The sequence below is a fragment of the Terrabacter sp. RAF57 genome (assembly GCF_052113925.1).
In the GTDB taxonomy this organism is placed as follows: Bacteria; Actinomycetota; Actinomycetes; order Actinomycetales; family Dermatophilaceae; genus Terrabacter.
This window is the reverse complement of sequence record NZ_JBFRDT010000038.1, coordinates 1-12,271: the sequence shown is the minus strand read 5'-3', so window position 1 is coordinate 12,271 and position 12,271 is coordinate 1. Positions and strand designations below refer to the sequence as shown.

Sequence of the window (12,271 nt, the reverse complement as noted above, 5' to 3'; positions counted from 1 at the left end):
CCATAGAGTTTCGGCTGTCATAGCGAAGGGGAAACGCCCGGCTCCATTCCGAACCCGGAAGCTAAGCCCTTCAGCGCCGATGGTACTGCACTGGTGACGGTGTGGGAGAGTAGGACGCAGCCGGACAACCATTCACGACAACCCCGCCAACACCGTTGGCGGGGTTGTCGCATTTCCATGCCCTTTTGACGGTGTGGCTCTGCCGTTGCGACACCGGTCCGATCCCCGTCGGGCCGCTCACCGCCAGGGGATGGGGCGTCCGAGTCGGAGGGACTAGGGTTGGTCCGTGCCTGAACTCATCCCCTCCCCGACCCGCATCCCCGTTCCCGGTGGCAAGGTCATCGACGAGCACATCGGTGCCGTCAACACTCCTGACGCCCGTCTGCAGGGCTCGGTCTCGGTCGCTCGCATGGTGGCGCCGGCCGGATGGTCCGAGCCCTTCCAGGCCCCCGAGTTCGACGAGATCACGCTCGTTCTCGCCGGCACGGTGCTCATCGACCACGACGGCGGCACGCTCGAGGTGGGCGCGGGCCAGTCGGTGATCACGCGCGGCGGTGAGCGCATCCGCTACTCGTGCGGTCCCGAGGGCGCGGAGTACGTCGCCGTCTGCCTGCCGGCCTTCAGCCCGGACTCGGTCCATCGCGAGGAGGACGCCGACACGGCGGCCGGGGACGCGTCGTGAGCTCGGACGACGTGCTGCGCGCTCCCAAGGTCCTGCTCCACGATCATCTCGACGGCGGCCTGCGCCCCCAGTCGATCATCGAGCTGGCCGCGGACGTCGGCTACGACGCCCTGCCCGAGACCGAGGCGGCCGCCCTCGGCACGTGGTTCCGTGAGAGCGCCGACTCGGGGTCGCTGCCGCGCTACCTCGAGACCTTCGACCACACCCTGGCCGTCATGCAGACGCGCGAGGGCCTGTTCCGGGTCGCGAGCGAGTGCGCCCAGGACCTGGCTTCCGACGGCGTGGTCTACGCCGAGAGCCGCTATGCGCCGGAGCAGCACCTGACCCGGGGTCTGACGCTCGAGGGAGTCGTCGAGGCCGTCAACGCCGGTCTGCGCGACGGAGAGGCCAAGGCGGCGGCCGCCGGTCACCCGATCCGGGTCACCTCGCTGCTCACGGCGATGCGCCACGCGGCGAAGTCGACCGAGATCGCGGAGCTCGCGATCCGCTACCGCGACGAGGGCGTGTCCGGCTTCGACATCGCCGGCGCAGAGGCCGGCTATCCGCCCACCCGTCACCTCGACGCGTTCGAGTACCTCCGCCGCGAGAACTTCCACTTCACGATCCACGCCGGGGAGGCTTTCGGTCTGCCGTCGATCTGGGAGGCGATCCAGTGGTGCGGCGCGGACCGTCTCGGTCACGGTGTCCGCATCGTCGACGACATCACCATCGACGGCGCACCCTTCGCGCAGTGGGTCGAGGGGAACAAGGACGAGGCCGACGCGCTGACGTCGCTCGAGCTGGACCGCGTGCGTCTGGGGCGCCTGTCGGCCTACGTGCGCGACAAGCGCATCCCCCTCGAGATGTGCCCGAGCAGCAACCTGCAGACCTCCGCGGCGCCGTCGATCGCGCTGCACCCGATCACGCTGCTGCGTCGCCTGCGCTTCCGCGTCACGCTCAACACCGACAACCGGCTCATGAGCGACACGTCGATGAGCAAGGAGGCGGCCCTGCTGCGCGACGAKGCCGGCTGGACCCTCGAGGACCTGCGTTGGGTGACGATCAACGCCATGAAGTCGGCCTTCGTCCCCTTCGACGAGCGTCTGGCACTCATCGACGACGTCATCAAGCCCGGCTACGCAGCCCTCGGCTACCAGGCCCCGCCCATCGCCTGAGAGCGTCTGTACCTCGCCCGGTCCGAGGTGACCGTGACGCCCGCTGGGGGCGCGCGATCACCTCGAACCGGCCGTGTGGCGTCAGGGACAGAGAGGTCAGTCGTCCGGGAGCGCGGCGTCGACGGCAGCCTCGACGTGCAGGCGCGTCGTCGGGAAGACCGGCACGTCCGCGTCGGACTGGTCGACGAGCAGCTCGATCTCGGTGCAGCCGAGGATGACACCCTCGGCGCCGGCGGCGACGAGCCGCGCGATGACGTCGCGGTAGGCCTGCCGGGACTCCTCGGTCACCACGCCGAGGCACAGCTCCTCGTAGATGATGCGGTGGACCACCGCGCGGTCGCCGCCGTCGGGCACGAGCACGCTGAGCCCGTGACCAGCGAGACGCTCGCGCAGGAAGTCCTGCTCCATCGTGTAGGACGTGGCGAGCAGACCGACTCGTGCGAGGCCCGCAGCACGCACCGCCCGCGCCGTCACGTCGCCGATGTGCAGCAGGGGGATCGAGGCGGCAGCCTCGATGGCGGGAGCCACCTTGTGCATGGTGTTGGTGCACAGCACGAGCAGCTCGGCCCCGCCGGCCTCCAGTCCCGCGGCCGCCGCCGCGAGCAGCGCGCCGGCCTCGTCCCAGCGGTCCTCCGCCTGGAGTCGCTCGACCTCGGCGAAGTCGACGGAGTGCAGGAGCAGTCGCGCCGAGGCCAGACCGCCGACCCGCTCACGGACCAGCTCGTTGGCGAGACGGTAGTACTCCGCGCTCGACTCCCAGCTCATGCCTCCGAGCAGACCGACGAGCCTCACGTCGAGGCACCGACCCCGAGGAGGGTGCCGAGCTCGGACTCCGCCTGTCGGGGATGCAGGCAGCGGGCGCCGTCTGCGCGTGCCTGTGCGACGACCCGGGGCTCGTCGCGCCACAGGGCGAGCCCACGCCGCACGAGGATGTGCGGCGGCTTGCGACGCTCTGACAGGTCACGCACGAAGCGGCGCAGGGCCGTCAGGCTGCGGTTCTGGCGCACGCAGAGGGCATCGGCGAGCAGTCCCTCCCGGCGCAGCGGCTCGACGAGACGTCCCGCGAAGAGCCCCTCGGCGAGGACGAAGTCGGTGGGGCGGGCCTCCACGACGTGCCGACCCGTCACCGCAGAGGCGCCGATGTCGTAGACGGGCACCTCGACGCGGCCGTCGTCGACCAGCGTCCGCAGCGCCTCGACCGCAGCCTGGGCGTCCCACGAGTCGGCGTGGTCCCAGTCGGGGATGCCCAGGGGGGAGTGGGGCAGCTGCGGGTCGCTCGCCTCGCGGTAGAAGTCGTCGAGCCGCACGACCGGCCACCCGTGGGTGGCGCTGAGCCGTGCCGAGAGCCGGCTCTTGCCGGCGCCGCTCGGTCCGGTCAGGAGGATGACGCGGCGGCGGTCACGGCCGGTCCCGCCGGTCGCCGGCGCACCCGCGGGGTCCGCGCCGGGCCGACCCGCGGGCTGCTCGCCCGCGGTGTCGCCCGAACGGTGGTCGACCGACGCCACCTCGCCCTCCTCCACCAGGTCCAGGGACCGGGTCAGAGACCCTTGGGGTGCCAGACGGTCTTCGTCTCGACGAAGGCCCGGATGCGACCGAGACCGGGGTCGGCGTTCCAGTCGGGCTCGACGGGAACGCCGTCGGCCAGAGCCGGTCGGTGGACGCGCTTGAGGTTGCCGGCGGCCTCCGCCTCGAGCGCGGCCCAGTCGACGCCCTCGGCGCCGGCGACGCCGGTGAGGTCGATGGCGTTGACGTCGCGGTGCGCGGCGAGCCACGTGGCGACCTCGGCGGTCTGGGCCGTGACGATGTTGACGACGCCACCGGGCACGTCGGACGTCGCGAGCACCTCGCTGAAGGTCACCGCCGGCAGCGGACGAGCGGCCGACGACACGACGACGGCCGTGTTGCCCGACGCGATGACCGGGGCCACGACGGACACGAGCCCGAGCAGCGAGGAGGCTTGCGGCGCAAGCACGCCCACGACACCCGTCGGCTCGGGAGCCGACACGTTGAAGAACGGTCCGGCGACCGGGTTGAGGTTGCCGAGCACCTGGGCGATCTTGTCGGTCCATCCGGAGTACCAGACGACCCGGTCGATCGCGGCGTCGACGACGGCACCCGCCGCGCGAGCCGTCAGGCCCTCGCTCGCGGCGACCTCCTCGACGAACTGGGCGCGGCGACCCTCGAGCACCTCGGCGACGCGGTAGAGCACCTGCCCGCGGTTGTAGGCGGTGGCACCAGACCAGCCGGGCAGGGCGGCACGCGCGGCGACGACCGCGTCGCGGACGTCCTTGCGCGACCCCATCGCGGCGTTGGCGAGGAACTCGCCCGCGGCCGAGACGACCTCGTAGGAGCGACCGGACTCGCTGCGCGGGAACTTGCCCCCGATGTAGAGCTTGTAGGTCTTGCGCACGTCGAGGCGGCTCATCGGGCGGCTCCCGTCAGGGTCGAAGGGGCGGTGGTGACGTAGGCCTCGAGGCCGTGGCGGCCGCCTTCGCGGCCGTAGCCCGACTCCTTGTAGCCACCGAAGGGCGAGGTCGGGTCGAAGCGGTTGAAGGTGTTGGCCCAGACGACGCCGGCCTTGAGCTGGTCGGCCATCCAGAGGATGCGCGAGCCCTTCTCGGTCCAGACACCCGCGGACAGGCCGTACGCCGAGTTGTTGGCCTTGGCGACCGCCTCCTGCGGCGTGCGGAAGGTCAACACCGACAGGACCGGTCCGAAGATCTCCTCGGTGGCGACGCGGTGCGTCTGCGAGACACCGGTGAGCACCGTCGGCGGGAACCAGTAGCCCTTGGCGGGCAGCGTGCACTCGGGGCTCCAGCGCTCGGCGCCCTCGGCGACGCCGGCCTCGACGAGCGAGGTGATGCGGTCGAGCTGCGCCTTGGAGTTGATCGCGCCGAGGTCGCTGTTCTTGTCCATCGGGTCACCGACGCGCAGCGTGCCGAGGCGGCGCTTGAGCTTGGCGACGACCTGGTCGTGGACGTTCTCCTGGACCAGCAGGCGCGAGCCGGCGCAGCAGACCTGACCCTGGTTGAAGAAGATGCCGTTGACGATGCCCTCGACGGCCTGGTCGAGGGGCGCGTCGTCGAAGACGATGTTGGCGGCCTTGCCGCCGAGCTCGAGCGTCGCCTTCTTCGACGTGCCGGCGATGGACCGCGCGATCGCCTTGCCGACGTCGGTCGAGCCGGTGAACGCGATCTTGTCGACGTCGGGGTGCTCGACGAGCGCCTGACCGGTGCGGCCGTCACCGGTGATGATGTTGACGACACCGGCGGGCAGGTCGGCCTGCTGGCACACCTCGGCAAAGAGCAGCGCGCTCAGCGGGGTCGTCTCGGCGGGCTTGAGCACGACGGTGTTGCCCGTCGCGAGGGCCGGCGCGATCTTCCACGCGAGCATGAGCAGCGGGAAGTTCCACGGGATGACCTGCCCGACCACGCCGTGCGGGCGCGGCACGTCGGCGCCCGAGGCGGACAGGCCGGCATACTCCAGCTTGTCGGCCCAGCCCGCGTGGTAGAAGAAGTGCGCCGCGGCGACCGGCACGTCGACGTCCCGCGTCTCCTTGATCGGCTTGCCGTTGTCGAGCGTCTCGAGCACGGCGAACTCGCGGGCCCGCTCCTGCAGGATGCGGGCGATGCGGAAGAGGTACTTGCCGCGCTCGGCGCCGCTCATCCGGCCCCAGACGCCCTCGTAGGCTCGCCTGGCCGCGGCGACGGCCTTGTCGACGTCCTTGGGGCCGGCCTGGCTCACCTCGGCGAGGACCGTCTCGTCGGCGGGGTTGACGGTGGGGAAGGTCGCCCTGGGACGCGTGAACGCACCGTCGATGAAGAGACCGTAGGACTTCTCGATCGTGACGATGGCGCGCGACTCCGGCGCTGGGGCGTACTCGAACTTCGGCATCAGGGTGTCTTTCGTGGGCGCTGTCGTGTGAGGCGCGGTCGGTCAGTCAGGCAGTCGCGATCAGTCGATCGTCACGTAGTCGGCGCCGGAGTAGGCACCCGTGGCGAGCTTCTGACGCTGGAGGATGAGGTCGTTGAGCAGGCTCGAGGCGCCGAAGCGGAACCACTCGGGCGAGAGCCAGTCGTCGCCGGCGATCTCGCTGACCATGACGAGGTACTTGATGGCGTCCTTGGTCGTCTTGATGCCACCGGCCGGCTTGACGCCGACCTGACTGCCGGTGAGGTCGCGCCAGTCGCGCACGGCCTCGAGCATGATGAGCGTGACGGGCAGGGTGGCGGCGGGCTGCACCTTGCCGGTGGAGGTCTTGATGAAGTCACCGCCCGCGAGCATCGAGAGGTACGAGGCGCGGCGGACGTTGTCGTAGGTGACGAGCTCGCCGGTCTCCATGATGACCTTGAGGTGCGCCGTGCCGCAGGCCTGCTTGACCTCGGCGATCTGGTTGAAGACGGTGAGGTAGTCACCCGAGAGGAACGCACCGCGGTCGATGACCATGTCGATCTCGTCGGCGCCGGCCTCGACGGCGTCGCGGGTGTCGGCCAGCTTGACCGACATGCTCGCGCGCCCGGACGGGAAGGCCGTCGCCACGGCGGCGACGTGGATGCCGCTGTCGCCGAGCGCGGCCTTCGCGGTCGCGACCATGTCGCCGTAGACGCAGATGGCGGCGGGGCGCGGCGTCGTGGGGTCGAGCGGGTCGGGCACGAGGGCCTTGGCGCAGAGGGACCGGACCTTGCCGACCGTGTCGGAGCCCTCGAGGGTGGTCAGGTCGATCATCCCGATGGCGGTGTCGATCGCCCAGGCCTTGCTCGTCGTCTTGATCGAGCGGGTGCCGAGGGACGCCGCCCGTGCCTCGCAGCCGACCTGGTCCACCCCGGGGAGGCCGTGCARCCAGGAGGTGAGGGCATGGTTCGTCAGGCGCGACACCCCGAGGACGTCCCGCGCCTGCGCGGTGAGGTCCTGCGCGGTGCGCGTCGTGGTGCTAACTGTCACCACGGGAGTCTATCCACCTATCGAGACGGCCCGTGACGCGTGAGAGAGTCTGTCCGTGAGCCCCGACGTGTCCCCGCTGCCCTCCGACTCACCCGCCGAGGATCATCCCCAGCGCGTCGCCCTGCGCGATGCCCGCACGCTCCGGCCCGGCTCGTCGGTCACCGTCGGCGTCATCGGCGCGGCGGCCGGCGTCGCCCTGCTCGTCCCCGGTGTGCTGACCGAACCGCGCAGCTGGACGCTCATCTCGACCGTGGTGCTCGCACTCGTGCTGCTGTGGCTCTTCGTCGTGCGACCCTGCGTCGTCATCCACGCCGAGGGGATCCGACTCGTCAACCCGTTGCGGGTCGTCGACGTCACGTGGCCGGCCATCAGCGAGGTCAGGTCACGCTGGGCGCTCGAGGTCGTCGCGGACGGCCGCCGCTACACCGCGTGGGGGGTGCCGGCCGACCCCGGTCGTCCGAGGTACGGCCGCGGCATGCTGACCGTGGGCGCCAACAAGGTGCGGGGCAAGGGGACCACCGAGGAGCCGGCGAAGTCGAAGGTCGAGGCGCAGGCCGTCGCGGCCGAGGTCGAGGCCCGGATGAGCGCCGACCGCAAGCGCAAGGACGGCCGGACGCCACGCATCGCGCACCAGGTCTGGGACCCGGCGTCCGTCGGCCTGCTCCTCGTCGGCCTCGCCTTCTTCGTCATCGGCACGTTCGTCGTCTGAGGGGCCCGCTCTGACGGGTCAGGGTGACCCGGCCCCACGCGTACGCCGTCGATGGCGTACGCGTGGAGCGGCGTCACAGGGACGTGAGGCGTTCCAGGTCGGCCCGGACCCGGGCGAGGCGCGTCTCGGCGACCGCACGGGACTCCCCGAGCGACGCCGGACCGGCCACGGGCTCGATGACCTCGAGGTAGACCTTCACCTTGGGCTCGGTGCCGCTCGGGCGGACGATGACCCGCGAGCGGTCGGCGAGGTGGTAGCGCAGTCCCTCGGTCGGTGGCAGCCCGCCGTCGCCCTCCGCGAGGTCGTCGACGCGGGCGACGTCGACGCCGGCCACCGTGGTGGGTGGCTCGGCACGCAGGCGGCTCATGAGGGTGTCGGTCTGGGCGAGGTCCGAGACGCGCACCGCGAACGAGTCGGTCGCGTGGACGCCGTGCTCGATCGCGAGGTCGTCGAGCAGGTCGATGAGGGAGCGCCCCTGCGCCTTGAGGCCGGCCGCGAGCTCGGCGAGCAGGAGGGCGGCGCTGACGCCGTCCTTGTCGCGGACGAGCTGCGGGGCGACGCAGTAGCCGAGCGCCTCCTCGTAGCCGTAGCGCAGCCGGTCGACGCGGGAGATCCACTTGAAGCCGGTCAGCGTCTCCTCGTGGGCGAGTCCGGCCGCCTTGGCGATCGACGCGAGCAGGCGCGAGGACACGATGGAGTTGGCGAAGACGTCGCGGCGCGAGACACCTCGCTGCACGATGTGCGCGCCGAGCAGTGCCCCCACCTCGTCGCCGCGCAGCATCCGCCAGTCGCCGAGCGCCGGGTCGAGCACGGCGGCGGCGCAGCGGTCGGCATCGGGGTCGTTGGCGATGACGAGGTCGCAGCCGACGGCGCGCGCACGGGCGAGCGCGAGGTCGATCGCACCCTTCTCCTCGGGGTTCGGGAAGGCGACGGTCGGGAAGTCCGGGTCGGGCACGGCCTGCTCGTCGACGACGACCGGGGCCGCGAAGCCCGCCTGGACGAAGGCCGTGTGCACCGTGCCGTGGCCGACGCCGTGGAGGCTCGTGTGGACGATGCGCAGGTCGCGCGGTGAGTGCGGGTCGACGACGCTGACGACGGCGTCGACGTAGTCCTCGAGGAGGTTGTCGCCCAGCGTCTCCCAGCCCTCGGACACGCGCGGCACGTCGGCCACCCGCTCGACGCGACCGATGTGGGCGGCGATCTGGGCGTCGGCCGGCGGCACGATCTGGCTGCCGTCGCCGAGGTAGACCTTGTAGCCGTTGTCCTGAGGCGGGTTGTGGCTCGCCGTCACCATGACGCCGGCATCGGCGCCGAGGTGGCGGATCGCGAACGCGAGGACGGGCGTCGGAAGGGGCTGGGGCAGCAGCAGCGCCCGACCGCCGGCAGCGACGACGACCGCGGCCGTGTCGCGGGCGAAGACGTCGGAGTTGTAGCGTGCGTCGAAGCCGACGACGACCGTCGGCGCCTCGCCGGCGCGCCCCTCGTCCTTGAGGTATGCCGTGAGGCCGGCCGCCGCGCGGATGACGACGCTGCGGTTCATCCGGTTGGGGCCGGCGCCGAGGGCACCGCGCAGGCCCGCGGTCCCGAACTCGAGCAGGCCCGCCATGCGGTCGGCGAGGTCGGCGGCGGCCTCCGCGTCTCCCGCGGCGGCCCGCCCGAGGACGGCATCGAGCTCGTCACGGGTCGTCGGGTCGGGGTCGTCGTCGCGCCAGGCGCGCGCCGCGGCATACAACGTCTCGGTCGTGTCGACGGTCGTCATCAGAGACGCCCCACGACCGCAGCGAGCAGGCGGCCGCACCGTTCGGCGGCGGCCTGGCCGGCCTCGAGCACCTCCGCGTGGCTCAGCGGCTGGTCCGAGATGCCCGCGGCGAGGTTGGTGACGAGCGAGATGCCGAGGACGTCGAGCCCAGCCTGACGCGCGGCGATCGCCTCGAGGCTCGTCGACATGCCGACGAGGTCCCCGCCGATGACCTTGGCCATCTGCACCTCGGCCGGGGTCTCGTAGTGGGGGCCGCGGAACTGGACGTAGACGCCCTCGTCGAGGTCTGGGTCGACCTCGCGGGCGAGGTGGCGCAGTCGCGGGGTGTAGAGGTCGGTGAGGTCGACGAAGTTCGCACCCTCGATGGGGGAGTGCGCGGTGAGGTTGATGTGGTCGCGGATGAGGACCGGGGTGCCGGGCGCCCAGGCCGGGTTGAGGCCGCCGCACCCGTTGGTCAGGACGACCGTCGAGCAGCCCGCGGCCTTCGCGGTGCGCACGCCGTGGACGACGGCCCGCACGCCGCGTCCCTCGTAGAAGTGGGTGCGGGTGCCGAAGACGAGGGCCCGACGGCCGGTGTCGCCGATGGCGACCGAGCGCATGCTGCCGGAGTGGCCGGCGACGGCGGCCTTGTGGAAGCCGGGGACGTCGGCGTTGTCGACGGTCGCGAGCGTCTCACCGATGAGGTCGGCGGTCTGGCCCCAGCCCGAGCCGAGCACGAGCGCGACGTCGTGGTGGTCGACGCCGGTGCGCTCGGCGATGACGGCGGCGGCGTCGGCGGCGACGTCGAAGGGGTCGGTGGAGGGGTCGCTGAGATCGCGGTGGGAACTGGTCACGCTCAGGACTCTAGCGAGGTCGTCGCGGCGCAGGAACCGCTCCCCGGGCGGCGGCTCGGGGGCCGGCCGGGCCTCGGCGCGGGGGATGGTTGGATGGTCCCGTGATCACGCGCGAGACATCCGTTGTCATCATCGGCGGCGGCCCCGGCGGCTACGAGGCGGCCCTCGTCGCGGCCCAGCTCGGGGCGCAGGTCACCATCGTCGAGAAGGACGGTCTCGGCGGCGCGGCGGTCCTCACGGACTGCGTGCCGAGCAAGGCCCTCATCGCGACCGCCGACTACATGTCCGACTTCGAGACGGCCTCGCGCCTCGGCGTGCGTCTGCAGGACGACGACGGTGACGAGGTGTCCGACGCCGTCGCCCAGGCGCATACCGTCAACGACCGGATCCTCGAGCTCGCGGCCGCCCAGAGCGCCGACATCCAGGGCAGCCTCGAGCAGGTCGGCGTCACGGTCCTGCGCGGCACCGCCCGGATCGCCGGTCGCGAGCGCGTCGTCGCCGAGCTCGCCGACGGCACGACGCGGGAGCTCACGGCCCACGTCGTCCTCGTCGCCACGGGCGCGGCGCCCCGCGTCATGGACACGATGCGGCCCGACGGCGAGCGCATCCTCACCTGGCAGCAGATCTACTCCCTCGAGGAGCTGCCCGAGCGCATCATCGTCATCGGCTCCGGTGTCACCGGCGCCGAGCTCGCCCAGGCCTACCTCGGCCTCGGCTCCCAGGTCGTCCTCGTCTCCTCCCGTGACCGGGTGCTGCCCGGCGAGGACGCCGACGCCGCCACCGTCATCGAGGACGTCTTCCGCAAGCGCGGCATGGAGGTCCTCAACAAGTCGCGTGCAGCCTCGGTCGAGCGCACCGCCGACGGCGTCGTCGTGACCCTTGTCGACGGCCGCACGGTCGAGGGCTCGCACGCGCTGCTCGCCGTCGGGTCCGTGCCCAACACCGCGGGTCTCGGCCTCGAGGAGGCCGGCGTCGAGCTCAGCCCCTCCGGACACGTCCAGGTCGACCGCGTCTCGCGCACCAGTGTCGGCGGCGTCTACGCGGCGGGCGACTGCACCGGGGTGCTGCCCCTCGCGTCGGTCGCCGCCATGCAGGGCCGCATCGCCATGTGGCACGCGCTCGGCGACGCCGTGTCGCCGCTCAACGTCCGGGGTGTCGCCGCCAACATCTTCACCGAGCCCGAGATCGCGACGGTCGGCATCAGCCAGAACACCGCCGACGAGTCACCCGAGGTCGAGTCGGTCACCCTGCCGCTCGCCCGCAACCCGCGCGCCAAGATGCAGGGCATCAGCGACGGCTTCGTCAAGCTCTTCTGCCGCAAGGGCTACGGCACGGTGCTCGGCGGCGTCGTCGTCGCGCCGAAGGCCTCAGAGCTGATCTACCCCGTCGCGCTGGCCGTGCAGAACCGGCTCAGCGTCGACCAGGTGTCGAGCACCATCACGGTCTATCCCTCGCTCTCCGGCTCGATCGCCGAGGCGGCGCGCCAGCTGCACCAGTCCGACTGACACCCGCCCGGGACGACACCGGACGAGGCGGGACGGCGCGCCGGCCACGCGTCGTCGCGGGACCCGGACGGACGGCATACGCCGTCGGTGGCTCAGTGCTGCTCGTCGCCCGGCGCCGGCCGGTCTGCCGACCCGCGCTCGAGGTTTGCGCGCCGGTCCTCCTCGGCCCACCGCTCGCGTCGGCGGCGCGAGACCACCTGGCGCAGCTTCTTCTGGAGCGGGTAGAGGATTGCCGCCACGACGATGAGGATGACGAGGTTCGCCACGGAGAAGACGGGCTGCTCGGCCGTGGCAGTGGTGAGGGTCGCAAACACACGTGCAGTGTGCCAGAGGCGTAGCGTCGGGACGGTGGCGGCGTCGTCGCCACGCCAGGGAGGTCGCCCGGGCCGCGGGTCGGACGTTCCTGGGCAGGTCGGACCGTGGAGGCACACGCAGTGAGCGACTGGATCCAGAAGGCCAAGGACTTCGTCAAGGGTCACCCCGAGCAGGCCGAGCAGGGTCTCGACAAGGCCGAGGAGCTCATCAACGAGCGCACCGGCGGCAAGTACGCAGGCCAGGTCGACCAGGGCACCGACACGCTCAAGGAGAGCCTCGGGCTGCCACCCGACGCGGAGGGTACTCAGCCGCCCGGCGCCCCCGAGCCGCCGGCCCCGCCCGCGCCGGCCCCGCCCGCGCCGGGGCCGAGCCC

13 protein-coding genes and 1 rRNA gene are annotated in these 12,271 nt (G+C 72.0%); 6 read left to right on the top strand and 8 right to left on the bottom strand.

Annotated features, from left to right (window positions below; genetic code table 11):
• Nucleotides 1–9 precede the first annotated feature (9 nt).
• The 3 genes from rrf to AB4Y83_RS22220 all read left to right on the top strand — a co-directional run bounded on the left by rrf (nucleotide 10) and on the right by AB4Y83_RS22220 (nucleotide 1,836).
• Nucleotides 10–126, top strand: a 5S ribosomal RNA gene (gene rrf, locus AB4Y83_RS22230).
• A 160-nt stretch (nucleotides 127–286) separates the two neighbouring features.
• A complete protein-coding gene (locus AB4Y83_RS22225; protein ID WP_056773071.1) occupies nucleotides 287–682 on the top strand; it encodes a cupin domain-containing protein in 396 nt (131 codons plus the stop codon).
• The gene (locus AB4Y83_RS22220; protein WP_442298210.1) at nucleotides 679–1,836 is read left to right on the top strand and encodes an adenosine deaminase; all 1,158 of its coding nucleotides are present in this window, start codon (nucleotides 679–681) and stop codon (nucleotides 1,834–1,836) included. Before AB4Y83_RS22225 ends, AB4Y83_RS22220 begins: the two co-directional genes overlap by 4 nt.
• A 96-nt stretch (nucleotides 1,837–1,932) precedes the next feature.
• Here AB4Y83_RS22220 and AB4Y83_RS22215 read toward each other — a convergent pair whose 3' ends face one another.
• The 5 genes from AB4Y83_RS22215 to deoC are packed head-to-tail and all read right to left on the bottom strand — an operon-like array spanning nucleotide 1,933 to nucleotide 6,777.
• On the bottom strand, nucleotides 1,933–2,628 hold the full coding sequence (locus AB4Y83_RS22215; protein WP_442298209.1) for an aspartate/glutamate racemase family protein: 696 nt from the start codon (nucleotides 2,626–2,628) through the stop codon (nucleotides 1,933–1,935).
• Entirely contained in the window at nucleotides 2,625–3,341 is a 717-nt protein-coding gene (locus tag AB4Y83_RS22210) for a uridine kinase family protein (protein WP_442298208.1), read from the bottom strand. The genes AB4Y83_RS22215 and AB4Y83_RS22210 overlap by 4 nt, the downstream gene beginning before the upstream one ends.
• A gap of 32 nt (nucleotides 3,342–3,373) precedes the next feature.
• Nucleotides 3,374–4,261: an aldehyde dehydrogenase family protein gene (locus tag AB4Y83_RS22205; protein WP_442298207.1), complete on the bottom strand. Its 888-nt coding sequence runs from the start codon at nucleotides 4,259–4,261 to the stop codon at nucleotides 3,374–3,376.
• Nucleotides 4,258–5,730 (bottom strand): aldehyde dehydrogenase family protein, encoded by a 1,473-nt coding sequence (locus AB4Y83_RS22200; RefSeq protein ID WP_442298206.1) that lies wholly within the window; start codon nucleotides 5,728–5,730, stop codon nucleotides 4,258–4,260. The genes AB4Y83_RS22205 and AB4Y83_RS22200 overlap by 4 nt, the downstream gene beginning before the upstream one ends.
• 60 nt (nucleotides 5,731–5,790) lie before the next feature.
• Nucleotides 5,791–6,777 carry a deoxyribose-phosphate aldolase gene (gene deoC, locus AB4Y83_RS22195; protein WP_442298205.1) on the bottom strand — a complete coding sequence of 329 codons (987 nt, stop codon included), beginning with the start codon at nucleotides 6,775–6,777 and terminating at the stop codon, nucleotides 5,791–5,793.
• A 55-nt stretch (nucleotides 6,778–6,832) separates the two neighbouring features.
• On the opposite strand from deoC, the gene AB4Y83_RS22190 reads away from it, so the two are divergent.
• Entirely contained in the window at nucleotides 6,833–7,486 is a 654-nt protein-coding gene (locus tag AB4Y83_RS22190) for a PH domain-containing protein (protein WP_442298204.1), read from the top strand.
• A 73-nt stretch (nucleotides 7,487–7,559) separates the two neighbouring features.
• On the opposite strand, the gene AB4Y83_RS22185 is transcribed toward AB4Y83_RS22190, so the two are convergent.
• The gene (locus AB4Y83_RS22185) at nucleotides 7,560–9,245 is read right to left on the bottom strand and encodes a phospho-sugar mutase (protein WP_442276773.1); all 1,686 of its coding nucleotides are present in this window, start codon (nucleotides 9,243–9,245) and stop codon (nucleotides 7,560–7,562) included.
• Entirely contained in the window at nucleotides 9,245–10,078 is an 834-nt protein-coding gene (locus AB4Y83_RS22180) for a purine-nucleoside phosphorylase (protein ID WP_442298203.1), read from the bottom strand. The genes AB4Y83_RS22185 and AB4Y83_RS22180 overlap by 1 nt, the downstream gene beginning before the upstream one ends.
• Before the next feature lie 101 nt (nucleotides 10,079–10,179).
• On the opposite strand from AB4Y83_RS22180, the gene AB4Y83_RS22175 reads away from it, so the two are divergent.
• On the top strand, nucleotides 10,180–11,583 hold the full coding sequence (locus tag AB4Y83_RS22175; RefSeq protein ID WP_442276775.1) for an NAD(P)H-quinone dehydrogenase: 1,404 nt from the start codon (nucleotides 10,180–10,182) through the stop codon (nucleotides 11,581–11,583).
• A gap of 92 nt (nucleotides 11,584–11,675) precedes the next feature.
• On the opposite strand, the gene AB4Y83_RS22170 is transcribed toward AB4Y83_RS22175, so the two are convergent.
• Nucleotides 11,676–11,897, bottom strand: coding sequence for a hypothetical protein (locus tag AB4Y83_RS22170; protein WP_442276776.1), 222 nt, complete (start codon nucleotides 11,895–11,897; stop codon nucleotides 11,676–11,678).
• Nucleotides 11,898–12,017: 120 nt separating this feature from the next.
• Between AB4Y83_RS22170 and AB4Y83_RS22165 the strand changes: the two genes are divergently transcribed.
• A partial coding sequence (locus AB4Y83_RS22165) for an antitoxin (RefSeq protein ID WP_442298202.1) occupies nucleotides 12,018–12,271 on the top strand: 254 nt, incomplete at its 3' end.